At 52.7% G+C, this 23,681-nt stretch carries 28 protein-coding genes and 1 pseudogene; 21 read left to right on the top strand and 8 right to left on the bottom strand.

What is annotated here, in order from left to right:
* From HLB35_RS15825 to HLB35_RS19050, 8 genes and pseudogenes are all read left to right on the top strand, one after another.
* Nucleotides 1–1,025, top strand: a pseudogene (locus HLB35_RS15825) (type I restriction endonuclease subunit R); the annotation flags it as partial.
* On the top strand, nucleotides 1,022–1,783 hold the full coding sequence (locus HLB35_RS15820; RefSeq protein ID WP_171703319.1) for a M48 family metallopeptidase: 762 nt from the start codon (nucleotides 1,022–1,024) through the stop codon (nucleotides 1,781–1,783). The pseudogene HLB35_RS15825 and the gene HLB35_RS15820, both read left to right, overlap by 4 nt.
* 1,411 nt (nucleotides 1,784–3,194) lie before the next feature.
* Complete coding sequence (locus HLB35_RS17985) at nucleotides 3,195–3,617, top strand: helix-turn-helix domain-containing protein (protein WP_328732293.1); 423 nt, start codon at nucleotides 3,195–3,197, stop codon at nucleotides 3,615–3,617.
* 454 nt (nucleotides 3,618–4,071) lie between these two features.
* Nucleotides 4,072–4,689, top strand: a complete 618-nt coding sequence (locus tag HLB35_RS15810) for a recombinase family protein (protein ID WP_171703317.1) — start codon at nucleotides 4,072–4,074, stop codon at nucleotides 4,687–4,689.
* Between the two features lie 162 nt (nucleotides 4,690–4,851).
* Nucleotides 4,852–5,514 (top strand): AAA family ATPase, encoded by a 663-nt coding sequence (locus HLB35_RS15805; RefSeq protein ID WP_171703316.1) that lies wholly within the window; start codon nucleotides 4,852–4,854, stop codon nucleotides 5,512–5,514.
* A gap of 10 nt (nucleotides 5,515–5,524) precedes the next feature.
* The gene (locus tag HLB35_RS15800) at nucleotides 5,525–5,770 is read left to right on the top strand and encodes a ribbon-helix-helix protein, CopG family (RefSeq protein ID WP_171703315.1); all 246 of its coding nucleotides are present in this window, start codon (nucleotides 5,525–5,527) and stop codon (nucleotides 5,768–5,770) included.
* A gap of 174 nt (nucleotides 5,771–5,944) precedes the next feature.
* Nucleotides 5,945–6,751 carry a DNA-primase RepB domain-containing protein gene (locus tag HLB35_RS15795; protein WP_171703314.1) on the top strand — a complete coding sequence of 269 codons (807 nt, stop codon included), beginning with the start codon at nucleotides 5,945–5,947 and terminating at the stop codon, nucleotides 6,749–6,751.
* 16 nt (nucleotides 6,752–6,767) lie between these two features.
* The gene (locus tag HLB35_RS19050) at nucleotides 6,768–7,265 is read left to right on the top strand and encodes a helix-turn-helix domain-containing protein (protein ID WP_422822471.1); all 498 of its coding nucleotides are present in this window, start codon (nucleotides 6,768–6,770) and stop codon (nucleotides 7,263–7,265) included.
* Between the two features lie 455 nt (nucleotides 7,266–7,720).
* On the opposite strand, the gene fliD is transcribed toward HLB35_RS19050, so the two are convergent.
* The 6 genes from fliD to HLB35_RS15760 all read right to left on the bottom strand — a co-directional run bounded on the left by fliD (nucleotide 7,721) and on the right by HLB35_RS15760 (nucleotide 12,683).
* Complete coding sequence (gene fliD / locus HLB35_RS15785) at nucleotides 7,721–9,403, bottom strand: flagellar filament capping protein FliD (protein WP_235937289.1); 1,683 nt, start codon at nucleotides 9,401–9,403, stop codon at nucleotides 7,721–7,723.
* A 186-nt stretch (nucleotides 9,404–9,589) separates the two neighbouring features.
* Nucleotides 9,590–9,829 (bottom strand): hypothetical protein, encoded by a 240-nt coding sequence (locus HLB35_RS15780; protein ID WP_171703312.1) that lies wholly within the window; start codon nucleotides 9,827–9,829, stop codon nucleotides 9,590–9,592.
* A gap of 58 nt (nucleotides 9,830–9,887) precedes the next feature.
* On the bottom strand, nucleotides 9,888–10,787 hold the full coding sequence (locus HLB35_RS15775) for a DNA-binding protein (RefSeq protein WP_171703311.1): 900 nt from the start codon (nucleotides 10,785–10,787) through the stop codon (nucleotides 9,888–9,890).
* 154 nt (nucleotides 10,788–10,941) lie between these two features.
* Complete coding sequence (locus tag HLB35_RS15770; RefSeq protein WP_171703310.1) at nucleotides 10,942–11,109, bottom strand: hypothetical protein; 168 nt, start codon at nucleotides 11,107–11,109, stop codon at nucleotides 10,942–10,944.
* An 81-nt stretch (nucleotides 11,110–11,190) separates the two neighbouring features.
* Nucleotides 11,191–12,003: a hypothetical protein gene (locus tag HLB35_RS15765; RefSeq protein ID WP_171703309.1), complete on the bottom strand. Its 813-nt coding sequence runs from the start codon at nucleotides 12,001–12,003 to the stop codon at nucleotides 11,191–11,193.
* 260 nt (nucleotides 12,004–12,263) lie between these two features.
* Nucleotides 12,264–12,683, bottom strand: a complete 420-nt coding sequence (locus tag HLB35_RS15760) for a helix-turn-helix domain-containing protein (protein WP_171703308.1) — start codon at nucleotides 12,681–12,683, stop codon at nucleotides 12,264–12,266.
* Nucleotides 12,684–12,856: 173 nt separating this feature from the next.
* On the opposite strand from HLB35_RS15760, the gene HLB35_RS15755 reads away from it, so the two are divergent.
* From HLB35_RS15755 to HLB35_RS15735, 5 genes are read left to right on the top strand one after another with little or no spacing between them, the layout of a single operon-like run.
* Complete coding sequence (locus tag HLB35_RS15755) at nucleotides 12,857–13,240, top strand: MobC family plasmid mobilization relaxosome protein (protein WP_171703307.1); 384 nt, start codon at nucleotides 12,857–12,859, stop codon at nucleotides 13,238–13,240.
* Complete coding sequence (locus tag HLB35_RS15750) at nucleotides 13,203–13,922, top strand: relaxase/mobilization nuclease domain-containing protein (protein WP_171703306.1); 720 nt, start codon at nucleotides 13,203–13,205, stop codon at nucleotides 13,920–13,922. The genes HLB35_RS15755 and HLB35_RS15750 overlap by 38 nt, the downstream gene beginning before the upstream one ends.
* 42 nt (nucleotides 13,923–13,964) lie before the next feature.
* Nucleotides 13,965–14,276, top strand: coding sequence for a hypothetical protein (locus HLB35_RS15745; RefSeq protein WP_171703305.1), 312 nt, complete (start codon nucleotides 13,965–13,967; stop codon nucleotides 14,274–14,276).
* The gene (locus HLB35_RS15740) at nucleotides 14,255–14,533 is read left to right on the top strand and encodes a hypothetical protein (protein ID WP_171703304.1); all 279 of its coding nucleotides are present in this window, start codon (nucleotides 14,255–14,257) and stop codon (nucleotides 14,531–14,533) included. The genes HLB35_RS15745 and HLB35_RS15740 overlap by 22 nt, the downstream gene beginning before the upstream one ends.
* A gap of 3 nt (nucleotides 14,534–14,536) precedes the next feature.
* A complete protein-coding gene (locus HLB35_RS15735) occupies nucleotides 14,537–14,794 on the top strand; it encodes a hypothetical protein (RefSeq protein ID WP_171703303.1) in 258 nt (85 codons plus the stop codon).
* Between the two features lie 253 nt (nucleotides 14,795–15,047).
* Here the strand turns inward: HLB35_RS15735 and HLB35_RS15730 are convergent, their stop codons facing one another.
* Nucleotides 15,048–15,341, bottom strand: a complete 294-nt coding sequence (locus HLB35_RS15730; RefSeq protein WP_171703302.1) for a hypothetical protein — start codon at nucleotides 15,339–15,341, stop codon at nucleotides 15,048–15,050.
* Between the two features lie 138 nt (nucleotides 15,342–15,479).
* On the opposite strand from HLB35_RS15730, the gene HLB35_RS15725 reads away from it, so the two are divergent.
* From HLB35_RS15725 to HLB35_RS15700, 6 genes are all read left to right on the top strand, one after another.
* Complete coding sequence (locus HLB35_RS15725) at nucleotides 15,480–15,710, top strand: helix-turn-helix domain-containing protein (RefSeq protein ID WP_171703301.1); 231 nt, start codon at nucleotides 15,480–15,482, stop codon at nucleotides 15,708–15,710.
* Between the two features lie 359 nt (nucleotides 15,711–16,069).
* Nucleotides 16,070–16,390: a hypothetical protein gene (locus tag HLB35_RS15720; protein WP_171703300.1), complete on the top strand. Its 321-nt coding sequence runs from the start codon at nucleotides 16,070–16,072 to the stop codon at nucleotides 16,388–16,390.
* 20 nt (nucleotides 16,391–16,410) lie between these two features.
* Nucleotides 16,411–16,695, top strand: a complete 285-nt coding sequence (locus HLB35_RS15715; RefSeq protein WP_171703299.1) for a restriction endonuclease subunit S domain-containing protein — start codon at nucleotides 16,411–16,413, stop codon at nucleotides 16,693–16,695.
* Nucleotides 16,696–16,799: 104 nt separating this feature from the next.
* Nucleotides 16,800–18,347: a type I restriction-modification system subunit M gene (locus HLB35_RS15710; RefSeq protein WP_171703298.1), complete on the top strand. Its 1,548-nt coding sequence runs from the start codon at nucleotides 16,800–16,802 to the stop codon at nucleotides 18,345–18,347.
* On the top strand, nucleotides 18,337–19,539 hold the full coding sequence (locus HLB35_RS15705) for a restriction endonuclease subunit S (protein ID WP_171703297.1): 1,203 nt from the start codon (nucleotides 18,337–18,339) through the stop codon (nucleotides 19,537–19,539). The genes HLB35_RS15710 and HLB35_RS15705 overlap by 11 nt, the downstream gene beginning before the upstream one ends.
* A 78-nt stretch (nucleotides 19,540–19,617) precedes the next feature.
* Entirely contained in the window at nucleotides 19,618–19,830 is a 213-nt protein-coding gene (locus tag HLB35_RS15700) for a hypothetical protein (protein ID WP_171703296.1), read from the top strand.
* A gap of 167 nt (nucleotides 19,831–19,997) precedes the next feature.
* Here the strand turns inward: HLB35_RS15700 and HLB35_RS15695 are convergent.
* Nucleotides 19,998–21,015, bottom strand: a protein-coding gene (locus tag HLB35_RS15695) for an IS630 family transposase (RefSeq protein ID WP_171703295.1) whose coding sequence is annotated in 2 segments (ribosomal slippage) — nucleotides 19,998–20,624 and nucleotides 20,626–21,015 — 1,017 coding nt in all. Because the reading frame shifts where the segments join, the coding sequence is not laid out codon by codon here.
* 122 nt (nucleotides 21,016–21,137) lie between these two features.
* Here HLB35_RS15695 and HLB35_RS15690 point away from each other — a divergent pair.
* Together HLB35_RS15690 and HLB35_RS15685 are read left to right on the top strand one after the other, a co-directional pair.
* Complete coding sequence (locus HLB35_RS15690; RefSeq protein WP_171703294.1) at nucleotides 21,138–21,344, top strand: DUF3892 domain-containing protein; 207 nt, start codon at nucleotides 21,138–21,140, stop codon at nucleotides 21,342–21,344.
* Nucleotides 21,345–21,403: 59 nt separating this feature from the next.
* Nucleotides 21,404–23,681: type I restriction endonuclease subunit R (locus HLB35_RS15685; protein ID WP_171703293.1), on the top strand; the 2,278-nt coding region annotated here is incomplete at its 3' end.

The raw sequence follows: 23,681 nt of genomic DNA, 5'->3' as shown, positions 1-23,681 counted from the left end.
TTGAGGATATCGACGGCCTCTACCACAACGTTGATACCGAATATAAACGCCTTCCAGCGCTGCATGAGCGGCTATGGGGCTTCTTCCGTGACGTGCAGAACACCGCCGACCAGGAAGCTTTCCGCCGTGTGTTGATGCCACATTACCAGCAGGATGACGATGGCCATGACTATGATGCCAACCAGTCTCTGCGTGAGGATTTCTATGCCGCGCTGACGGACTTCGGCATGTGCCTCAAGCTGGCCTTGTCATCGCGCAGCTTCTTTGAAGATGCTTCTTTCTCTGAGGCGACCATCGAGACCTATAAACGCGATCTACGCTGGTTTGTGAAGCTACGCCAGATAGCCAAACAGGATGCCCAGGAGACCATCGACTACTCCGCCTACGAGAAGCAGATTCGCAAACTGGTGGACGACGATGTTACAGCCACTCATATTCGTGACAACGATGGGCTGTACGCTGTGGATCAGCTGGGCCAGGCCCCGGAAGATGAATGGAGTGATGAGAAAACCCGCAACGAAGCCGATCGCATTCGTACCCGCACCAAGAAAACCATTGAAGAAGAACTCGGAGATGACCCTTACGCCCAGAAGGTGTTTTCTGAGCTGCTCAAAGACGCCATCGCCGCCGCGGACGCCGCCTTTGATTACCCCGGCAAGCAGTACGCCCTGCTCAAGGAGGTCGAAGAGCAGGTGCGCGAGCGCAGCGTGCCTGGTATCCCGGCCAAGTTGAAAGATAACCCCCACGCGCGGGCCTATTACGGCGTGTTTCGCTTGCAGCTGGGCGACGCCACTGTGGATGCGATGTCAGAAGAGGCGCATGAAGCGCTGATCAACGACGCCCTGGCAATCGACGCGCTGGTGGACCAGCAGGTGGCTGAAAACACGCTGAATCCCCAGGGTATCGAAGCTGGGATTCGTCAGTCGCTGCTGCCAACGCTCTACAAGCGCTTCGGCATGGAACAGGCCAAAGCCATCATTGATGAAGTCATTCATATCGTGCGAGTAGGACGTAAGCCATCATGAGTGATATCCAGACACAGATGCCTGCCGCGCAATATGCCGTGCGCTATGGCGAGCGCACGCTGACATTTACCTGGACGCAAGATGCCAAGTCCGCCTGTACCAAGCGTAAAGCGGTCATCCATGTTCACCCCAATGGTGAAGTGGAGGTACAGACACCGGAAGGCACGTCGCTGAAAGATGCCAAGCAGGCGCTGCTGAGGCGCGCTCGTTGGGTGGCGGGGCACCTAAAAGGCATCGAAGAAAGACAGCGACACGTTTTGTCGCGTGACTATGTTAGTGGCGAGACGCTGTTCTACCTTGGGCGCCGTTATGTGCTCAAACGCCTCCATAGCGACAGCGAGCGCCACGTGAAGCTGATAAGAGGACAGATTCAGGTCACGGGGAAAGATCTCGACCGCGAGCGGGTAAAAGCCGACCTGCGCGCCTGGTACCGGAACCGAGCCAGTGATGTCTTTCAGCGCCGCTTGATGCATGTAGAGCAAACACTGCCATGGCTGAAAACCCGCCCAAACTGGCGGCTGCTAGAGATGAAAACCCAGTGGGGAAGCTGCTCCCCCAAGGGCGATGTGTTGCTCAATCCGCACTTAGTCAAAGCGCCCACCGAGTGCATCGACTACGTCATTTTGCACGAACTCTGTCACCTGGAAGAGCACAATCACAGCCCGCGTTTCTATGACCTATTACGCCATGCTATGCCCCATTGGGAAGCGGTGAAGCATCGGCTGGATGGCATGTCGGAGATGCTGCTGAATGAGTGAGATGAAAATGTCGGGAAAAGAGAGGAATTCGGTCGTTTTTTTGCGCGCGCTGGCTGCCCCGCCATGAGGCTCGGGAGGGGGAATTCTGTGTAAATAAATTGCGTAAATTATTCTATGTGAATAAAAGGTACGTTATTTGATCGCCAGGAGTAGCTAAAGCACCAAGCCTAGTCTCACGAGCCTATTATATGAATTGCTGGCCGAGACCCGATGAAGTCCTCTACCTGCTGATGGCTCTTTAGCCAGGACGCAGTGGGCTGAGAACGGTATGCCACCAGATTCACGATACGCTCGAAGTCTTCTTGGAGGTTGCGTGTGAAGATAGGCTCATGGTGGGCAATCCGATTCCGAAGGGTTCGTATTTTTTCCAATTCCTCAAAGATTTCTTTCCTCAACTCACTGGTCGGACTCATCGTGGGTAACCCTGGAAAGACACGGAATAGGAGGGTATTCCATAAACGATGGTCATGTCGTTTCGTGAACATTCTCTGCCAGAAAGCGAATTTCAGCTCAGGTATCACCTTGCCTACCGTCTGAGCCCCTTGCCGGGCATTAAACAGATCCCGTCTCGGGCTATACCCTACTGGCGGTGCGGGGAGACTCTGTTCGAAGCCTGGCGACCATGGCCAGTGAACGCCGTACTTAGCTTCTAGGGCCTCCGAAACCGCATTGCGCATGACGACTTCGCATAGGTGTAGGGGAGCTAAAAATACCCCTGAAATCTGCGCGTTCCAGATGTATAGCTCTAGAGCAGCTAGGTCATCGCCTTCTTGCGAAGAAATTGCGCTGTCGTAGGTGCTCATACGGGCAGCGGACAAGGCGCTCCGTATCGCTTGGATCTGTTCAGTTGTTGACGTCACGATCATTTAGCCTTATATTTTGAGTTACTAGCCTCGAGTTTTGTTGGCGAAAGCCTCCCCTTGAGGACAGACGATAGTTCGAAAGCCCCCGCCCCGAGCGGGGGCTTTTGTTTTTGCATCGCTGGCGGCTCGTGCGGTGTACGAAAAGCCGTCCCACCGTGTCAGCCACGTCGCTCAATAAACCCCATCATAGAGACCATTATCCACGCTGAAATTTTGAAATGTAAGTCTTATAAAGACTCTAGTGGGGGTTTTTATAAACCCCCACTAGGGGTCAGCTATGACCTCCCACCTGGGTATCCCCAAAAACCTCCGAATAAGACATAATGCAAACAATAAACATATCAGTAAACACACGAAGAACATATATCTAGTGCGAGGGAGTCCCTGAAAAACCCTACCCTACGGCACCGAGGCCTTGTGGAGTCGGCCATTACCCCATACCTTCGTGTTCTAACGAGGCTACTTTTTAGAAGGTTGGCATGCATGGCACAAGATACGAGCTCTAGCCCCCCGGGGAACAGAAGACAAAATCCAAGAAGACAGATGCGATCGCTCAGAAATGGGGTAAACCGACCAGGGACGCTGGCTGGACATCGATACCCAACATACTGATATACAGACAAAAAACCTTAGGCCTAGATTCCCTAGACCTTAATATTCTGCTCCACCTAATGACCTACTGGTGGCAAAATGAGCAGAAGCCATATCCTTCAAAAGCGACCCTGGCTAAATCGATAGGGGTCACTTCAGGCACAATCCAGAAACGGATCCGGGCCATGGAAGCTGGCGGCCTTATCAAACGCATTCAGCGCCGCAGAGAGAACAATCGCAGTGATACCAACGAATACGACCTGTCCCCGCTGCGAGATGCATTAGTGCCACATGCCGAGGAGGAGTTGAGGGAGAGGAAGAAGAAGCATACAGAACGACAGAAGCGCAAGACGACCGTCAATAAGCCAAGCACCACGTAAATCCAATGTTGTGGTGCTTCACCTGGCTTTTCGGTCCTCAAGTCCTGCCTGGTATACCCCCGAGTTGGACGTTTCGGTGCCGCTTGCTATCTAAACCTTGTCACTGCGACCTTCTTTCGCGCATGGCGTAAAGAAAACCAAGGTTTGTTTGTGTCTGCAGAACCTATGACGAAGCAGATATGCAAGTGGTATCAATGGTTTGAAGGCGAAGGCGTGAGTTTCAGCCAGCAACCTTTTAAAAGGTAACCAGAAGGGATTTCTCCTACCAACATCTTCCCCCTCTCAAATATAAAAATCGGTAGTGACTCTTATTTTGTATTGATTATGGTATGCCCAAAGAAGTACGTTCAAACATTACCTTATCGCGTGTCGCTATTTGTGAAAAATGATTTAAAACGACACACTGTGTTGATAATGACCCAAAACGACACAGCTATCCAAAAGGTATATTGCGATGTTTGTTCGTGCCTACCTGCGTGCCAGCACCTCCGCTCAGGACGCCTACCGTGCCCGTCAGGCCTTAGGTGCTTTTGCGGCACACCATCACCAAAAAATCGCCAGTTACTATTCCGAAAACGCCAGTGGGGCTAGTCCCAACCGCGTGGAACTACGCCGCTTACTGGCTGATGCCTATGCTGGTGACGTGCTGCTGGTCGAGTCGATAGATCGACTGTCACGCTTGCCCACTGACGACTGGAAGCGTCTGCGTACAAAGATCGATGCTAAAGGGCTTCGTGTGGTGGCACTGGATTTACCCACTAGCCATGCAGCGATGCAAAAAACGCCAGGTGACGATTTTACTTTTCGGATGCTCGACGCCATCAACGCCATGATGCTCGATATGATGGCGGCCATTGCGCGCAAGGACTACGAGCAGCGCCGAGAACGCCAGGCGCAGGGAATTGAAAAGGCCAAGGCAGAAGGTCGTTATCGCGGACGTCCGATAAATCCAGCTCTTCATCGCCGTGTTAGTGAGCTTCTAGATGCTGGTCTCAGCATCCGAAAGGTCGCTCAGCACGCTCAGTGCTCGACGAGCACAGTGCAACGCGTGAAAAGCATGAACCTTGAATAGCCTCAACGGTAAGCAGTTCTACGAAGTAGCAGCCGCTAAATAGAAGGCTGGTGAGTGGTGAAAGCTGTATGGAAGTCGCTAGTTAAAATGTACAAAATGAATTGACAATAGTAGGTATAGACAATATTTTAAGTATTATTTTAATATTAAAAAGGTATTGATATGATAGTTACTGTCGGCAACACCAAGGGAGGGGTTGGTAAGACAACTCTGGCGGTGAGTCTGGCAATTTCGCGAGCCCTGTCAGGACGCGATGTTTGGTTGATCGATGGGGATCGACAGGGAACAGCTCAGACAGCTATTAGCATTAGGTCGGAAAATGGTGTGGTACCTGGGCTGGCTTGTGCCACGTATCCAGATGGAGCAACACTCCGCACTCAAGTTCAGCAGCAAGTAGATAAGTTCGACGACATTATTATCGATGCAGGCGGGCGTGACTCAACCGCATTGCGAGCGGCGTTGGTACTCAGTGACATCTTACTCGTACCTTTTGCTCCCCGCTCTTATGACGTGTGGGCATTAGAAGACATGGCCAAACTAGTCGATGAAGCTCGAAGTGTCCGGGATGGTTTACGCGCGGTGGCGGTATTGAATCTAGCCGATCCAGGAAATCATTCGACAGATAACGCTGAAGCTGCGGCAGCGGTTAAAGAAATATCGCAATTTGAGTATTTGCCGACTCCGATACGACGACGAAAAGCCTTCTCGAATGCAACTGGTGCTGGGCTATCTGTGCAGGAATTGAAGCCCTCAGACAAGAAATCCATTGATGAAATTAACAAATTATATAAATATCTTTTTAATATTAAAAATATAGTTAAATAGGTGGTTTTAAATGGTCATTACGAAGCCAAAATCGAAATCGACTGATGCGACGGATACGTTTATTTCAGGCGCTCCAGATTCTGATAATCAAGCTAAAGGGGTACGCAAAGGGAATAAACGGCAGATCAGTTTGACTATCACACCAACCCTATTAGACCGAGTGGACGAGCTGGCTGCTGAGCTGGGGCAATCGCGCGCGGCGATCATTAATATGGCGATTTATAGGGCTGTTGAGCACGGACTGATCAAGGAGTAATGGTAAGAAGCTAGGCGCTAGGAAAGTGTTACAAAGAAAATGTGTATGTTCGTGCTCTCAAAACCTGTAATTTTCGAATGTGATAAAATGACATGTAAGTAAAAATGGAACGCCCCATACCGGCGAAACTCTTGGCGGAGGATCGGTATGGGGCGCTAGATACAGGACTCTATTATGGCTCAAAATGGCCCTAGCTGCCAAGTAGCGCCGCACACGATACCACTATTAGAAACTCCTGCTGACCACCGTGCTGCTTTGGCGCCCGATCAGCGTAGCGCGATGATTGCATGGTGCAAGGGCCAGAAACCGGCGTGGCCGAAGATTACCGCTGATGTGCATAAAGCGATGCAAGATCGGCTCTCGCGCTGGGTCGGGCAGCCCGACACTTTCATCACTCCGAACGAATTTAACGGCTGGCGACTAATCAAGCTGCTAGACCGGATCAATGCGCTCTACGTCGATATCGACATGCACGATGGGGACTGTGACGTAGACATGCAGCGTATGGCGTGGGATGCCGTCGCAGCGTTAGAGCGGGCGCATGCTCCGCCGCCCAATGTAATCGTCTACACAGGTCGTGGCATTCATCTTTACTGGACCTTATCCGAAGCCCTACCAGCAGCAGCTTTGCCCCGTTGGCAAGCGTGCCAGCGCGCCCTTGTAAAACTGCTCCAGGGCGACCCTCAAAGCGCTGATGCTACTAGGGTGCTACGCATGATTGGCACGACCAACACCAAAGCGAACGGCTGGAAAGTCACGGCCGAGGTGGTTGTGCCGCAGCGCTATACATTCGATGAATTAGCTGATGCCATCCTGCCCTTTACCCGTGCTGAAATCCGTGATATTTCAGCTGCACGGGCAAAAAAACAAGCTAAGCAAGGCAACAGAAAAGCGTCAGGAACGATCTTCGACCGTTGGCACCTGGTCTACCAAGACCTGCATCGAATCCTCGATTTTCATTGGTTTGGCGGCGTTCCCTGAAGGGCATCGCAACAACATGTTGTTCCATCTATCAAATGCCCTATCGTGGTTCACGCGGTATGAAGCGTTGGAAAATGAGATCAGTGCTGTTGCTCATACCCAGATTCCAAGCCTCTCTAGCCGTGAAGTCCGGGATTACACAGGTCCGATTGTTAAGCGCGCTCAGGCCGCCGCAGAAGGGCGGCTTATTAGCTATAACAATGGTCTAGTTGACCCACGCTACCGCTTTCGACGCCAAACGCTCTACAAAGCTCTGTCACCTCTAATACCGAGCGTATTGCTGCCTGATATGCGAGCTATTATCCCTGATGACCTCGCGCAGCAGCGGAAAAGCGAGCGCGACAAGTCACGCTACTCTGACTCAAATACGGGGCGTGGAGTTAGGCAGGGTAACGTCGAAAAGCGTGCCCAGGCTCTTAAAATGCGTTCTCAAGGCTTGCCGATAGCGCACATAGCTCAAACGTTAAGTGTTGACCCTAAGACTATCCGCAGATGGAGCAAAAAGCCTAAGTAATTGAAAAAAAAAAAAAAAGAGGCTTTTTCGCGCCTTGTATAGTGGTCCCTTTAGGGACCCTATCCGCGTAGCGCAGCCGTTAGGGCTGGTTGGTTGTTAGGTCTTAAACTTGATTTAGATTACAAACTCATCTTCACCGCTGCCGGTCGGGGAGCCCTGGCGGGGGTTTGCCAGGGCGAGGCCAACCGGCCAACAAGCGGGCCCGCGCGTTAGCTCCTCAGGGGCTGGCGGGGGATGTCATGCACCGGGCCCCTTTTCTTTTTTTTGGTTCTTTTTTTTTTTTTGCCGCTGGTGACTGGCCACCTGGTGACTCATGCCGTCCGTTTGCCAGTGCCTGGGGACCCTAATATCAGCGGCTATCCGTTGGGCTGTAAGTTACTGATTTATATAGACCTATAAATTCAAGATAAATGGCAATAATTCAGAATTATTGGCTTCCTCTACACGAAAATAGATTATCTGCCTTGATTCATTTGTGCTTCCAAAGCAGAAAATTGGTTAGTTAGATAGTCACTAGTCTGGTTCATCTGAGCAATCATGGCATCAAGCTGACTAAACTGCTCACGATAGCGTCCGATAGTGCGCTCAATTGACTGTTCCGTGCGGGTATAACGATCGTTCAGTGATTCAACACGATTTTCAGAACTGTTAATGGCGCCTTGAACAGTACCATCACTGCTTAACATTTGGGCAATCCTTGTGTCGATCTGTTCGGCTAAGCCGGTAGCCTGAACGCTACCTGCAAAGAAATTCGATAATGCCTGCTGATTGTTAAGAATCGCATCATCCAAGCGCCCTTCATCAACAGACAGTGAACCATCAAGCTCTACCGCAATACCGATGTCGCTAAGCATCGAAAAGCCTTCGCCGTTCGAGGTAACACTGCCACTTAACGCGCTGCGCAACGTTGATTCGACCCTGCGAACCGTGTTGTCGCCGTTTAGCTCACCGGCCTGCCCAGTTTCTTGGTTAAATGAAGTTAGCTCACCAATAGAAACTTTTAACGAATTGTAGGAATCCACAAAGCCGGTTACCGCTTCACGCACAGCGCGTGTATCTTGCTCAACGGCGACGGTACTTGCACCTTCGCTTTGTAGGTTCAAGGTCACGCCTTGGATCGCGCCTTCTACTTGGTTATTAGCGCTAGTAATAGTGATGCCGTTGACTTTGAGATTCGCATCAGTGCCAGCTTGATGAGTGCCGGTACTGCCAGTACCGCCTGTTGGCTCACCATCAGTACCTACTCCTACTCCTTCATCAGTTAGCGCGCTGCCACCGTCAATAGTAATGGCTTCGCCAACGGCGGTGGTGATAGTCAGCTCGCCATCGGTATAGATAGCGGTGTCAATCGCATCCAGACTCTGAAGCTGGTCTGCCAGTGTAGTGCCACTAGTGACATCAGTGGCAAAGTCGATGCCGGTGGTGTCCAAAGGCGTACCGTCGATTACCAGATTGATGCCAGTGACAGTAGCTGCGGCTGCATCTGCAATAGTGATAGCCAGCTGACCCGCCTCGGCACCAGATCCGTCCGGCGTAAGGTCTGTACCTTCAAGCGCAAAGCTTGAAATCGAAGCGTCAGCGCCGGTTTCGCGAGAGCTTAGTGCTAGGCGAAACTCGTTGGTGCCACTGCCATCATTAATAATGGTCGCGTTGACACCGGCATTGTCGTCAGCGTTGATTGCATCGCGGATATCTTCAAGCGAGCTATCGGCAGTAATGGCAACATTTCGCTTCGAGCCATCGCCAAAGGTAAATTCCATCTGTTGGTCAATATTGGCAGAGATCGACGTATCGGGCGCTGTGACACCTGCTGATGCTAACGTGCCGCGCGAGGCAAGCGTTGTCACGTCAATATTGTAGCTGCCCGGCATTGCCGTTTCGTCTGCGGCGGCGCTTACCGACTCTCCTCTGGTATTAGTAGAAAGGCTTTCATATAAGGAAGTATTACTTAGTACGCTGGCGTTGCTTTGAAATTCAGAAAGCTCACTTTCCAGACGCCCGTAAGCGGAAATTTTGGTCTGCTCAATTTCTCTTTGCTGCTCAATGGGCTTAAGCTTGCCCCGCTCAGCATCTCGTAGCTGATCTAATAGACCGTTAAGGTCTAGTCCAGAACCAATGCCAAGCGATGAGATTGACATACCTAAATTTCCTCTGTTTGATTGAATGAATATCTTGCGAGGTAAAGTCCAATGGAGGCAACCGATAGACACAAGAAAAGTTCGCTTTAGTGGCTAAGCCCCTCCACCCCATCGCCCCGACAAAGCCCGCCACCGCGGGTTTTTTGCTGCCTGGACGGTCGACATGCCCCCACACCAGGCAGAGGCTTAGCCAATTTGCGCGGCAAATTGCTGACCGGAAACCCATCCATACGCCCAGGCATCCCGAGATACCATGCCTGGTGTGTAACGGTAATAACTCTCGTAGGAGCCTGGCTGACCTGCGAGGTGCCAGGCCACTGCATCGAGGTAGCCCTGCCAATATGTATCGCTATGCGAATCCGTACTGGGATGGTGCTCTGCCAGTAGCTTAGCAGCAGCTTCATAATGCTGTTCTCTTACACTCATTCGTTAACCTTTCTAAAAGTAAACCCGTGTTAAATTAGGTGTAACACAGATCATATATTTATGAGCACTTTAGGTGTGATGTTTCGTCAAACGGCAGCCCTGGCTGTTCCTCCTCTCGACGCGGTTGACTCTCTCTGGCTTTCATAGAGGCGATCTGAGCGTCCAGCGTCTCAACCTGAGTATTTGCCTGAGTTTTCCCTCTCTCGGCCTCTGAGGCGCGTTTCTCGGCGTTCTCAAGCTGCTTTCGTAGGTAACTGATCTGCTGCTCAGCATCCTGGCGGTGCTGCTCAAGCTGTCGATCACGATCATTGACGCTTTCTTGTAGGGCTTCCCGTTTGGCATCGGCCACTGCCGCCGCCTTTTCCGCTGCAACACGCGCTTTTTCCGAGGTATCACGGGCTTTTTCAGCTGCCTGCCGCTGTTTGGCTTCGTCCGTGAGTTGCTGCTGCTGGGTTTTGACCTGGTGACGCAGTTCCGCGAGTTCCAATACCAGGGTCTCTTTGGCGGCGCGTTCACGATCTAGGTCGTGGGTAAGCTGGTCATTGGCTTTCTGGGCCTCATCACGTTGCTGCGTCAGCGCCTCATTCTCGGCGCTCAAGGCGGAAACCTGTGCTTTCAGAGCTTCGATGTCTGCTTCTAGGGCTGTGCCAGTTTTGGCCAGCTCATCGGCGGTCTGCTCGGCATCTAGTGCCCGTTCCTCTGCATCAGCACGGGCGGTCGCCGCGTGCTGTTCAATTTCTTGAGCGAGGGCGGCAGAGAGGGAATCGGAGAGCGTGGCGGCCTGGCGTGTCTTGGGCGCTTGGGCAGCTTTCCAAGCTGTCAGGTGCTCATGGATGGTGTTGGGGCTGCCTCGGCCGATTTCTGCCCGTACACGGGCGATGGTGGGCTTTTCGCCCCGGCCGACGACCACATCTGCTGCTCTCTCAACGTCTTGGTAGGTGATACCGCTGCTTTGCATAACAAACACTCCGATATAATGAGATATTAAATATAATATACGATATTAAAAATATATACAAATATTGTATATTATATTTAATAATATTTAATATTCGTATTTCAGGCACAAAAAACCCCGCCGTGGCGGGGTTGTAAGTGGGTAAATTAGTGGATTATACCGTCTCTGCATACACGTCGGTCAGGATTTTCAGTGTTTTCTCAATACTGGGTAGCTGACTCGATGGTAGCTCGTGTTTCATCGCTTCCAGTTGTGCGATGTTGTTTGCCAGTTTCAGCAGTTCTAGCTGCTTCTCTAGCAATAGTGTTCCGTCTTCAGACATCGGTTACTCCATTTTCAGTGGGCTTACCTGATATATAAGGGGCACTTCCGTTCGTTGTGCCCTTTTTTTTGAAAAAAATTTTTAGGCTCGCTCGTATAGCGAAACGTGCACTCGGACGTGCTCGAAATCAACCTGCTTAATTGCTCTACTGCTCCTGTTGCGGCTTCCGGCTGGCTCAACCAATACGTCGGCAGTGCACGGCATGGCAGCGATGGTGGTGACACTGGTGCTAATGCTATTTTTATCGCTCGTACGTGCCGTGATTTTCCATGCCTTACCGGATAGCGCTTGGACGCTAATTAGCAGATTTTGCTGCCGCGCTGTTGTCACCAACTTTTGAAAAGCTGTTAGGTCATCTTGCAGCCGCGCCAAGCGCTCTTTTTGCTTGCTAACCCGGTCTTTATGACCGTGCTTATAGCTTGAATCGAGGCTCGATGATGCGCGAGCAACAAGCCCACGTATGTATTCAAGCGCGTCGTCAGGGCCGAGCCGGGCGCCGCGTGCGGCCTGCGCTGTGCGGTAACGAAGCCGCTGGACGTAGTAGTTGGGTGGCGCTTCGGAAAGCGGTGAGCGCGCACCGTCGAGGGTGATCCAGGTGGGCGCTTGGCTTGACCTGGAGCCCACGCTATCTTTTTTCCCTTGTTCTTCAGCAAGCTTTGCAGCTGCTTCAGCCCACTCCGTATAGGGCTTAATATCCAGATCAGGTAGTGCTGCTGGCTGAGGTGTCAGCACGACGCATTGCCGTCTGCCTGATCGTACAAGGGTGCAACCACGGCGCTCACACGCCTCTAGCCATTCATCTTCAAGTTCACGCATCCGGGCATATAAACGCGCTGCCTCATCTTTCATGACGACAAGGTAAGGTGCTGTGTCGAGCTGTTCATTACCGGGCATAAGAGCGTCCTTTTATAAAGACCATATAAGATAGTCTAATTATACAGCATTCTCGCCAACCGTAATTTGAGTACCCAACCTCGGCACAAAAGATAGTCTAATTAATGTGATAGGTTATCTTATTTGGGTTTTCGGGCTGGTTTAAGCAAAAGCCATAAAAGATAGATTATAGACAAAAAATAAACTATCTTTTATGGAGGATGGCCTCAGGCAGACGTTTTATCAATCCAGAATCCCTGCTTAGCGCCTTAAAAGATAGTTTAATAATTATCCTCACCATCATCATTCCTCATGGGCAAATCCGGCTCAAAACCCGGTATCAACCCCTGGCTTGGTGGCTCGCCATGTTCGCCATGTGGGATTTGCTTCTCGCCCCTCATCAAAGTCGGAATTTGACGCAGCGGTGGCCGGTCATCAAGAGGAGTCGCCTGCTCGTTCGGTGATGCTAAAACTTGGGCGGAGAAGCGGCTATAGCGCAGGTTGTCACGGGGCTGGCCCCATGCAACTCGGTCGTTGATGACGTAAGCGAGGGCGCTCCCTTTGCCGCCGATCGGAACAATCTCAATCCACCGCTCTGCCTCAAGCTTTTGAATGGCTTTCCTGACGGTATTGCGATGTACAGGCCGTTCTCCAGATCGAGACATCAACTCGCCAAGCGTGACAAGCAGTGATTGATGCAAAAGCATAGCTTGGAGGGATATGCTATAGTGGGATTAGCATCATAGGCAATAAGCCAGCCTACCCTTGTCTGACAGTTAGCAAGCTAACTTTTCGCTGACGCTCACAGACAAGGGGCTGGCGGGGGCTGCGCCCCCTCGACCCCCAAGCCCCTATCGGACCCGGAGGATTGCGCATGGCACTGACGCGGAGGGTGACGTTACGGCTGCCCGATGACACTGCCGACGAATGGCGCCGGCGGGCCGATGAGGCCGCTTTGTCGTTGAGTGATTGGGTTCGCCACCGCGTCGACGGCCCCGATGCCGTTCAGACCGGTCAGCGACGTCGGCTGCGCACATTAACGGCTGACCCCGAGCTTCTGCGTCAGCTAGCGGCTTTGGGTGGCAACGTGAACCAGATTGCCCGTGTGCTGAACTCAGTAGGACTCACACCTGGCGACCATGCCCAACTGCTTGGCGAGCTTGCGGCTATTCAGCGTGAATTACACGCCTTAGCGGAGCTGCCTCGTTACGCAGAGGACGATGAGGGAACGGAGGTGTCATGCACATCAAATTCCTGAGTCATGCCAAGGAAGTGCCGCCGGGGCTGTTCGTTATCTGCTCCAGGAAAACGACCATAACGACGAGGTGCGAGCCGAGGTAACTGTGCTGCGCGGCGATCCCTCGATAGTCGCCCAGGTAGCCGACGCCACTACGCATCAATGGCGATATACCAGCGGCATTATTAGCTGGGCACCCGACGACAACCCTACCCCTGCCGAGATTCAGGCTGTGATTGAGGATTGGGAAGCGACCGCTTTCGCTGGCCTCGATGCCGACCAATATGCGAGTTGTGCCGTCCTGCACCGTGATGATGATGGAACGCCCCACGTTCATACCCTCACTGCGAGAGTCGAGCTTAAAACCGGCAAAGCGCTGAATATCGCGCCTCCTAGCCACCAGAAAACGTTCGACCCGCTTCGTGATTACTGGAATCACAAAATGGGATGGGCGCGGCCTGACGATCCCGACCGTGCCCGCAGTGTCCAGCCTGGCCACGAGAGCAAGGGGCGGAGTAAGCCGGACAAACATCCCAGAAGCCGCAAAGAGATTACCGAGCATATCGAGACGCTGGCCGCCGAGGGACTTGTGACAACGGCCGCTGAGGTTCGGCAAGAGCTATCTGAAATTGGGGAAATCACGCGCGCAAGCCACGCCTATGTCAGCGTAAAGCCCCCGGCGCAGAGAAAGCCATTCGCTTAAAAGGAGACCTCTTTCGTGACAACTGGACCATCGAACAAACCCTTGAGCGAGCAGCTCGCAGAGCGCAGAGAGAAGCAGCTGGCCGAACTGGACGAGCTGACCCAGCGGCAGCTCAGCGAGCACGAGAGCGGCTTACGGCGGTTACTCAGCGACGTGCAGCGTACAACCGAGAACGCTATTCAGAGCCAGAGCGAAGGCCTCCACAAGGCGCTGAACGACGTCGAGGAACGGAGTGGCCGGCAGATCGAGAACATCGAGGCGCGTTTAGCCAAAGCAGCGGATCAGGCGGAGCGACTGAGCCAAATCGGGGGCTGCGGAGCTGGACGCGCCCGATGGCCATCGCAGTGGCCGTGATGCTGGCCGTGGGTGGCGTGACGGCGGGCGGCCTAGCGGTGTCCGACCGGTTGATCGACAGCCGCCTAGCACGTCTGTCAGCGCTGAATACGGAGATCGAGCGGGCCGAGGCGATGCCGAGACTGCCGGAAGGCGTGGAGGTTCGCACGTTGAGCGACGGACAGACATATCTTATTGGAATAGATCTGGAAACCGCTTGGATGGGGACACTGAAAGACGATACGCCAGTCGTCCGATTGACTCAGGAGAAAGATTAAGTCATGAGCGAATTGGAAACGCTGCTATTGCGGCAGTTAGAGAAGCAGCAGAGCGACTCAGAGCAGCTGGTGAACGGGCTGTTAGCACAGCTAGAACGGCTGCAGACAACGCTGAAAGAGCAGCAGGGGGACAACCAAGCGTTACGACGGGAGCTGAAAGAAAGCGACCAGAAAAACGAGCAGCTTTTCAACGATCTGGCGCAGCGCGTGAATTATTTGAGCGATCTGCTAGAGCATTTTATGAGCGTAGCGAGGGAGTAAAAACCGCTTACCAGGCCTGGATGGCACGTCAGCAAGAACGGGAGCGTCAAGACTTTGAGCGAGAGCGGCAGAGACGCGCGCAGTACGTGCCACCTGCGCCGCGAGATGCGTTTGCTGAACAAAAACCGGAACCTGTGCCAGAGGAACCAAACTCACGTAAATGGATTCCCAACAATGATGGGCCTGGTTTCTGAAGGGAATATGTCGAGGAAAGCCCCGCCATACGGGGCCTTCAGCGATTCTGAATATTGTTTTACGCTGCAGTCGCATCAGAAAGTGTACGCTCCAACTTTTTACTGAGCTGATCCAGCGTTTCTTTTGTTGCATACAGATCGCACGCTGCGAGCTCACGTGCCACCCATTTTTCCAATGCGACATAGTTTGATAAATGTGGTGGTTGACCCAGCAAGGGAGCCAGCACAATGTTGGACTCCAATTTTAATTGTACAGATTGTGCTACTGCTATTGTGAAGCGCTGTAGCATGCGTGCCCCCTCCTTTTCTCGTACCGCTTGTCGAAAAAAATCTGCGTCTACAATTTGTGCCATAACGTACCTTCTCCTCTTTTGATGTTTGGGGCTTGATTTGAAGCCCTGTGTAAACATTTAAGCAGGTTTTTTCGTTTTGGCAACCACTTTTTGTCGTTTTTCGTTATCATTTGAGTATGATTAATGTGGAGGTGAGCTGTGATACGCTTCAAAATCAAAGAGATGATGGCGAAAAAAGAGTATGAGTTGGGGCGGCGGCTCACTATCGGTGAAGTAGCGGAAGCCACGGATATTCACCGAATGACGCTATCGAAAATGATTAATCGTCGAGGCTACAGTACGACGACGGATCACTTGGATCGTTTATGCGCTTATTTTGGCTGCACGCTTGAAGACCTGGCGGAACATATACCTGAACAGAACGAATAGGCATAGTCAGAAAGCCAGATGACTTACACGAATGACGTCATGGTTTACAGATAGGCTCACCATATGCCTGCCATGCTGAATGTGTGACGTGATTGCGGATGTCTGGCCAAGAGGTTCGTTACAAGGCGCGTCACGGCATGGATGCTGGCCATGGATGGCTAGTCTTTCGCTCGCTATGGCGGGTGCAACGCACCTTCGCATTGCTGTTTTGTATTTTTCTCACTCTAAAGGCGGCACGCAGCCATCGCTTCCGAACAATTTTTGCATCTTAGCCAATGATGCAAAAATTTCCTTGGCCGAACACGGTTTAGCCTCTACTTTTAATGCATCATATCCAATGACGCATTAAAGAGACACTGATGACATCGTATGCACGCAGTGAAGCGCCTTTAGAGGCGCTGGCAGAGATCAAGCCGGGCTACCCGTTCCGCGGGGCGATTACCCCCAACCCCGATGGTGATGCCCATGTAGTGCAGGTTCGCCATCTCGATCCAGTGAAGGGATTCGAGAGGCCAGTAACCCTCGATACGTTTGATCGCGTTGCCCTCTCGGGAAAACGTCAGCCGGATTACCTTCAACCTGGGGATCTGTTGTTTGCCTCTCGCGGGTCGCGTTTTTTTGCAGCGGTTGTGCCGGATGCGATACCGCCCCACACCGTCTGTTCGCCTCACTTTTTCTGATTCGGCTCACCCCTGAGGCCTTGGGCGTCCTCACGCCTGACTTTCTTGCCTGGCAAATCAACCATCACGATATCCAGATGCGCCTGACGCGACTAGGACAGGGCACGTTGCAGCAAAGCGTGAGCAAGGCACAGCTAAAAATTTTGCCGATCACGCTGCCATCTCTAAAACAGCAAACATTGATCACCGCCTACCAGGAAGCTGCGCGGAAAGAGGCTGACGCGCTACAAGCGCTGATCGTCAACCGCGATCAAGAAGTCCGGGCGCTGGGCAGTGCCGTGTTGGCCGAGGCGCGCGCTGGTTAGGCGTTTACCGATATCTGAACTGACGGCTTCTACTCTATTGCCCTTTATTTGATTTAACCGATTCGCGTGCCGCCGCAGGCCGCTTTGATTTCAAGGAGAGCTCCATGACGCAAGACACGACCGACAATCGCTTGGCACCCAGCGAGAGTATCAAACAAGAGCGTATCAATAAGGCTGTCTGGAATGCCTGCGACACCTTTCGCGGCACGGTGGACCCGAGCATTTACAAGGATTATGTGCTCACCATGCTATTCGTAAAGTACCTGTCGGACGTCTGGCAGGATCACTACGACGAATACGCCCGTGAGCACGGAGATGTACCCGAGTTGATCGAAGCGCTGATGCAGAACGAGCGCTTCGTATTGCCTCCGGCAGCCAACTTCTACGCGATGCATGAGGCACGCCATGAGCCTGGCAATGGCGAACGTATCGATAAGGCACTGCACGCGATCGAAGAGGCCAACACCGGTAAGCTGTCCGATGTTTTCCAGGACATCAGTTTTAACTCGACCAAGCTGGGCGACGAGAAGCAGAAAAATGAAATTCTTAAAGCCCTGCTGGAAGACTTCGCCGCGGACGACCTGAACCTGCGGCCGAGCCGCGTGGGTAAGCTGGATATCATCGGTAACGCCTATGAGTACCTGATCAAGCAGTTTGCGGCGTCGTCAGGCAAAAAAGCCGGCGAGTTCTATACCCCGCCGGAGGTGTCCGAGCTGATCGCCGAACTGGTCGCGCCTGAGGAGAACGACGAGATCTGCGACCCGGCCTGTGGTTCGGCCTCGCTGCTCCTGAAATGCGCAAACCAGATTCGTCACGCCTACAACGGCTCCAAGCGCTTTGCGCTGTACGGCCAGGAAGCCATTGGCAGCACCTGGGCACTGGCCAAGATGAACATGTTTCTGCATGGTATCGACAACCACAAGATTGAGTGGGGTGACACCCTACGCAACCCCAAGCTCCTTGATGGCGAGGGCAAGCTCAAGCACTTTGATGTGGTGGTGGCCAATCCGCCGTTTTCGTTGGAGAAGTGGGGCCATGAAGCCGCCAGCAGCGACCCCTACAGCCGCTTTCGCCGCGGCGTGCCGCCCAAAACCAAGGGCGATTACGCCTTCATCTTGCACATGATCGAAACCCTGAAGCCCCGTAGTGGCCGGATGGGCGTGGTGGTGCCCCACGGGGTGCTGTTTCGCGGTTCCACCGAAGGCAAGATCCGCAAAGAGCTGATTGATGAAGGCCTGCTAGATGCCGTGATCGGTCTGCCGGAGAAGCTTTTCTACGGTACCGGCATCCCGGCGGCGATCCTGGTGTTCCGCAAGGATCGGCGTGACGAAAAGGTGCTGTTTATCGATGCCAGCCGAGATTTCGTGGCGGGCAAGAACCAGAACCAGCTCAGTGATGAGAACGTCGCCAAGATCGTGCGGACTTACAGCGACTGTGAGGCGGTCGATAAGTACAGCTATCTGGCCACGCTGGAGGAGATCCAGGAAAACGACTACAACCTGAACATCCCGCGCTATGTGGACACCTTCGAGGAAGAAGACGAGATCGACCTGATGGCCGTACACGCAGAGCGCAAAGAGATTGAAACGGAAATTGCAACGCTGAATAAGCAGATGGAAAGCTATCTGAAGGAGTTGGGTTATGGTGCCTGAGGGGTGGGATCTAAAAACTATCGGTGAAGTTGCAGACGTTAAAGGTGGTAAACGGTTGCCAAAGGGGTACCAGTTGACTGCCGAAAATACTGGTTTCCCATATATTCGCGTGACAGACATGTTTGATGGCGGTGTTGATGTTGCCTCTATCAAGTATGTTCCGGAAGAAATCGCACCAAAAATATCACGGTACCGAATTGAAAAAGACGACATATTTATAACAGTTGCTGGAACACTGGGTTTGATTGGAGAAGTGCCAGAAGAGTTGGGCGGTGCCAATTTAACCGAAAACGCCGACAGGCTGACAAATATTAAGTGCAATAAGCGTTTTCTCTTGGAGGTTTTAAGATCGCCAATTGTGCAAAAACCAATTGATGAGGAGAAGACGCAGAATGCACAGCCGAAATTGGCACTTACTAGGATAAAAGGGTTTCTGGTTCCTATACCCCCTCCCCGAACAAAAAAGATCGCCCAGATCCTCTCCACCTGGGATCAGGCCATCACCGCCACCGAGCACCTGCTTGAGAACAGCCAGCAGGGCAAGAAAGGGTTGATGCAGCAGTTGCTGACCGGGAAGAAGCGGTTGCCGGGGTTTGAGGGGAAGTGGGAGGAAGTTCGGCTTAGGGAGCTGCTTACTGAGGTAAAAGCTCGAAACAAGGACCTCTCAATATCACGAGTGCTTACAGTAACTAACCATAGTGGATTTGTATTACCTGAAGACCACTTTGCAAAGCGTGTCGCCAGTGACAATGTAAGTAATTATAGGGTCGTTCGGAAAGGGCAATATGGCTACAACCCATCCCGACTCAACATTGGCTCATTCGCTCGCTTAGATAGCTATGATGAGGGGTTGCTGAGCCCTATGTACGTTGTTTTCAGCGTATACGAATCGCGGCTCAATAATGATTATTTTCTTAATTGGATGAAGTCCAATGAGGCTAAGCAGCGCATAGCAGGTAGTACGCAAGGCTCTGTCCGTGACTCAGTTGGTTTTGATGCTTTGTGCACCTTCCCATTCAGATTACCACCTCTTGATGAGCAGCGAAAAATTGCTGAGATTCTAAATTTTGCTGATCGAGAGATTATTGCCCTAAAGGAAAGGCTTGATCTATTGCAGCAGGAAAAGAAAGCTCTGATGCAACAACTCCTGACCGGCAAGCGGCGGGTGAACGTGGGCACGGAGGCCGCGTGATTTTCTTGGCTTTAAAAGAGAACATACGTATTTAGTAGTTTGTCAAAAGCTGAAGTTAAACAAATAGAGAGGATTATAATGAAATCATTTGAATGCAGAGCTTGCTACACAGATCACAACGGCAATGAGCAAGAAACTCTTGAAAAAGTTGATGCTCAAAATGAAGAGCAAGCAAGGTTGAAAGTAGAGATTAGTTTGGAATCACAGCCAAGAGATCGTGTGCCAGGTGATTTGAGACCTTTGACCAACCACTTCGAGATTCACTCCTTGGTATGTATAAACCAAGGTTAAACCCACCTAAAAGATGGAGGTAATCTTTATGCGACATTTTTTGTGACGTGCCTTGATTCCCTAGCTCGTGATGAGGCGTCAAGCTGCCGCGATGGCACTTGATGGCTTGGAGGCAATAAACAGTCAGCGAAAAAGCCATGGAAACACTATCAGCGATTGATAAGTGCCTATTCAAAATTAATCGCGTGCAAAACTCCATAGCCGCCGAGTAGGCGATGAACCTCATTGCAGAGGCGGTCAAACGAAAGATAGGCGCTTAACGGCAACCATGCGTACTTCATCTGCTTCCATAAAATCTCAATGAGATTCAGCTCTGGCGAGTAAGCTGATAGGTAGATCAAATGCACACGATGCGACATCCATTCCACTATTTTTCTCCTGAAGGCTATGGAGCGATGCATACTGGCATTATCGAGCACCACAACGGCGAACGTGTCAGGGGCTTTCTGAGCCACAAACGTGTCGAAGGCTTCGATGACCGTCTCGGCCGTCACTGATTCCGTCGTGGTATGGTAGACAAGCTTCCCTGCACGGCTGAGGAACCCTAATACGTTTAGTCTTCGGCTACGAGAGTAGGCGGTTACTTCGCAGGGTGAACCGACAGGGCTCCACGCGTATGGCACTGACGACGATTGTGAAAAGCCTGACTCATCAAAATAGTAAAGCTCGTGCTCGCCTTCGTCTTCCTGCTGCTGAAGCGCCTTAAGGAGGCCCTGAGTATTGCGGAAATCCCTTTCGTTACGCCGTGCCTTCAGTGAATGACGAATGCGCTTGAAGCTGAGATCATTTTTTTTTCAACGCCCGGCGAAGGGTCACCGTGCTAACTGTCTTGCCAGTCTCTTCCTGAAACCGAGCCTGTAAGGATCGAATCTGATGAGGCTGCTCAACAACCATTTCTTTCAATCGCTGGTTGTCGTGCTCGTCCAGAATAGGTGTCCGACCACTGCGGGGCTTATCGGCGAGCCCGTCAAGCCCCAACGTTTCCCATTGTTTGAGCCATCGAGAGACGGCATCGCGGCGAACCTGCAGAATGTCACTGATCTGGTTGATGGTATGGCCCTGATCACTCATCAGGATGGCATGCGCACGTCGACGTAAAGCCCGCTTCTCGCTTTGGTGATAGGCCTTGGTTAGTGCCTGCTGCTCAGACTTTGTGAGAGGATCAACAAAGCGACGCCTTGCCATAGGTTTATCCGTGTCAGTGATTTTAAAATCGATGTTACACGGAAATTTGTGATCAGGCACTTAGTGCTGTGCTGGAATCATTCGCTGACTTCTTTAGACTTTTTCATATCTAGGAGGTTTTTATGGCGACTCATATTCGCGGTAATGGTGACGGATCGAACGGCGAAAATGCGACCTACACTGTCCGTGGTCGTGGACGTGTACCAAGGAAGCAGTTGGTGAAAGAGGTAAAGGATGGGAGGCATCCCGGTCACAGCATCTATACGTTAAATGGTGTGGAATATGTACGTGCTAACCCAGATCAGTCTGAGCACAACAATATTAATTAAAACTGAGTAACCCTCTGTTTATACATGTCAACTACCTCTATTTGACCAAGGATGATCCGATGACACGCCCCGAGCCCCGGCCGTTGCCCAACACCACCGAACTCTATGCCTCGCACATTCCGGCATTGGCGACGTTAATCAACGCGGGGTGGACCTATCTCTCGCCGGCGGCAGTGGCCACGCGGCGGCGCTCCAATCGCGAAGTAGTGCTCAAGCCGTTGCTAGAGGGCTTTCTGCGTGATTATCGTTTTTCGTACCGGGGTGAGCGGTATCCGCTTTCGGCAGACGGGATTCAGCAGGTAATGCAGGCGGTAACCTCACTCGGGCTGGGGGAAGGGTTGATGGTCGCCAACCAGCGGCTGCACGAGCGGCTGACGCTGGGGGTGACGGTCACCGAGTTCATGCCTAACGGCCAGAAGTATGCCGTTACGGTGCCGCTAGTAGATTGGGATCATGTCGAGAATAACTACTTTCACGTGGCGGAAGAGTTCGAGGTGCTGTCGGTGCATGGCACCCATACCCGTCGCCCTGATGTGGTGGGCTTTCTCAACGGGATACCGGTGGTAGTCATCGAGGCCAAGCAGGCGGCGTCAGGCAACCCCAACAAGTCGATGATCGATGAGGGCGTCAGCCAGACCCTGCGCAACCAGAAGGTTGATGAGATTCCCCTGCTGTTTGCTTACAGCCAGCTGGTGATGGCGATCAGCCTGACCGAAGGGCGTTACGCCACCACCGGCACGCCAGCCAAGTTCTGGATGCGCTGGGTGGAAGAGCAGTTACCTGAAGCGACTTTCGACGCCATCAAGAATCAGCCGCTTGCCGATGAGGTTCAAGACGCCCTGTTCGCCGACAAAGACACGGCGGTACGCCAGCACTTTGAGGCGCTGTGGTCGCAGCCAGTGTTGCCCACCGAGCAGGACCGCATGCTGATCAGCCTGTTGCGGCCCGACCGACTGTTGAAACTGATCCGTTTCTACGTGCTGTTCAGTAAAGGCACCAAAATTGTGGCGCGTTATCCGCAGTTTTTCGCCATCGAGGCATTGATCGAGCAGATTACTCAGTTTGAGCGGGACGGTAGCCGCCAGGGCGGGGTGGTATGGCACACCACCGGCTCGGGGAAGTCGTTCACCATGGTATTCCTGAGCCAGGCGCTGATCCTGCATCCGGCGCTCAAGGCCTGCCGCGTGCTGGTGGTCACCGACCGGGTGGATCTGGAAAAGCAGCTTTCCAATACCTTTGCCGAAGGCGGCGCGCTGGGCCTACAGAGCATTGGCGGTGGCCAGATAGCCAACCGCGCACGGGCCAGTAGCGGCCGCGAGCTGGCCCATGAAATCGGCCAGGGCAACCAGCGGGTGCTGTTCACTTTGATCGACAAGTTCCGCTCCGCGGTGAAGCATCCCGAGTGCTACAACCCCAGTGAGAATTTCCTCGTCTTGGTCGACGAAGGCCACCGCGGCCACGGCGGCGAGAACCATATCCGTATGCGCAACGCTCTCCCCAAGGCCGCGTTTATTGCCTTCACCGGCACGCCGCTGATCAAGGATGACAAGGCGACTACCGAAGAGCGTTTCGGCCCGATTGTGCATGCCTATACTATGCGCAAGGCGGTTGAGGATGGCACCGTCACGCCGTTGCTTTATGAGGAGCGCCGCCCTGAACTCGACGTCAACGACACGTCAATCGATGCCTGGTTCGAGAAAATCACTCAGGGGCTGACCAACGAGCAGAAGGCTGACCTCAAAAAGAAATACGCTAAACGCGGGGCCGTTTACGGCGCGGCACGGCGTATCAAGCTGATCGCCTGGGACATCTCGCTACATTTCGAGCAGCACATCAAGAAAGACGACAGTGGCCTCAAGGCGCAGTTGGCTTGCGACAGCAAACTCTCCGCGATTCGCTACAAGCGTGAGCTGGACGAGATTGGTAAGGTCACCTCCCGCGTGGTGATCTCCTCCCCGGATACACGGGAAGGCCACGAGAACATCGACGAAGCCACTTCGCCGGAAGTGCAGCAGTGGTGGAAAGCCAACGTCACCGGCGATCCCCAAGCCTACGAGCGACAGGTAATCGAAGACTTCGGTACCGATGGCGCCCCGGACCTTTTGATCGTCGTCGATAAGCTACTCACGGGCTTTGATGAGCCGCGCAACGCTGTGCTCTATATCGACAAACCGCTCAAGGGCCATAACCTGATTCAGGCCATTGCGCGGGTCAATCGCCTGCACGAACAAAAACCGTTTGGCCTGCTGGTGGATTATCGCGGCATCCTCAAGGCGCTGGATACCGCCATTCAGGACTACCAAGACCTGGAAGACGAGACTCAGGCGGGTTACGACA

This window comes from Vreelandella azerica (assembly GCF_013112225.1).
Lineage (GTDB): Bacteria > Pseudomonadota > Gammaproteobacteria > Pseudomonadales > Halomonadaceae > Vreelandella > Vreelandella azerica.
This window is presented reverse-complemented; position numbering and strand designations above follow the sequence as displayed.

Bases quoted from the DNA above. Each gene is read 5' to 3' on its own strand.
- HLB35_RS15710 (WP_171703298.1), top strand. From the start codon at position 16,800: ATGACGCAAGACACGACCGACAATCGCTTGGCACCCAGCGAGAGTATC.
- HLB35_RS15705 (WP_171703297.1), top strand. From the start codon at position 18,337: ATGGTGCCTGAGGGGTGGGATCTAAAAACTATCGGTGAAGTTGCAGAC.
- HLB35_RS15720 (WP_171703300.1), top strand. From the start codon at position 16,070: ATGACATCGTATGCACGCAGTGAAGCGCCTTTAGAGGCGCTGGCAGAG.
- HLB35_RS15780 (WP_171703312.1), bottom strand. From the start codon at position 9,829: ATGAGTGTAAGAGAACAGCATTATGAAGCTGCTGCTAAGCTACTGGCA.
- HLB35_RS15795 (WP_171703314.1), top strand. From the start codon at position 5,945: ATGGCTCAAAATGGCCCTAGCTGCCAAGTAGCGCCGCACACGATACCA.
- HLB35_RS15730 (WP_171703302.1), bottom strand. From the start codon at position 15,341: ATGGCACAAATTGTAGACGCAGATTTTTTTCGACAAGCGGTACGAGAA.
- HLB35_RS15750 (WP_171703306.1), top strand. From the start codon at position 13,203: ATGAGGGAACGGAGGTGTCATGCACATCAAATTCCTGAGTCATGCCAA.
- HLB35_RS15735 (WP_171703303.1), top strand. From the start codon at position 14,537: ATGAGCGAATTGGAAACGCTGCTATTGCGGCAGTTAGAGAAGCAGCAG.
- HLB35_RS15775 (WP_171703311.1), bottom strand. From the start codon at position 10,787: ATGCAAAGCAGCGGTATCACCTACCAAGACGTTGAGAGAGCAGCAGAT.
- HLB35_RS15810 (WP_171703317.1), top strand. From the start codon at position 4,072: ATGTTTGTTCGTGCCTACCTGCGTGCCAGCACCTCCGCTCAGGACGCC.
- HLB35_RS15770 (WP_171703310.1), bottom strand. From the start codon at position 11,109: ATGTCTGAAGACGGAACACTATTGCTAGAGAAGCAGCTAGAACTGCTG.
- HLB35_RS15700 (WP_171703296.1), top strand. From the start codon at position 19,618: ATGAAATCATTTGAATGCAGAGCTTGCTACACAGATCACAACGGCAAT.
- HLB35_RS15755 (WP_171703307.1), top strand. From the start codon at position 12,857: ATGGCACTGACGCGGAGGGTGACGTTACGGCTGCCCGATGACACTGCC.
- HLB35_RS15765 (WP_171703309.1), bottom strand. From the start codon at position 12,003: ATGCCCGGTAATGAACAGCTCGACACAGCACCTTACCTTGTCGTCATG.
- HLB35_RS15805 (WP_171703316.1), top strand. From the start codon at position 4,852: ATGATAGTTACTGTCGGCAACACCAAGGGAGGGGTTGGTAAGACAACT.
- HLB35_RS15740 (WP_171703304.1), top strand. From the start codon at position 14,255: ATGGCCATCGCAGTGGCCGTGATGCTGGCCGTGGGTGGCGTGACGGCG.
- HLB35_RS19050 (WP_422822471.1), top strand. From the start codon at position 6,768: ATGTTGTTCCATCTATCAAATGCCCTATCGTGGTTCACGCGGTATGAA.
- HLB35_RS15820 (WP_171703319.1), top strand. From the start codon at position 1,022: ATGAGTGATATCCAGACACAGATGCCTGCCGCGCAATATGCCGTGCGC.
- HLB35_RS15800 (WP_171703315.1), top strand. From the start codon at position 5,525: ATGGTCATTACGAAGCCAAAATCGAAATCGACTGATGCGACGGATACG.
- fliD (WP_235937289.1), bottom strand. From the start codon at position 9,403: ATGTCAATCTCATCGCTTGGCATTGGTTCTGGACTAGACCTTAACGGT.
- HLB35_RS15690 (WP_171703294.1), top strand. From the start codon at position 21,138: ATGGCGACTCATATTCGCGGTAATGGTGACGGATCGAACGGCGAAAAT.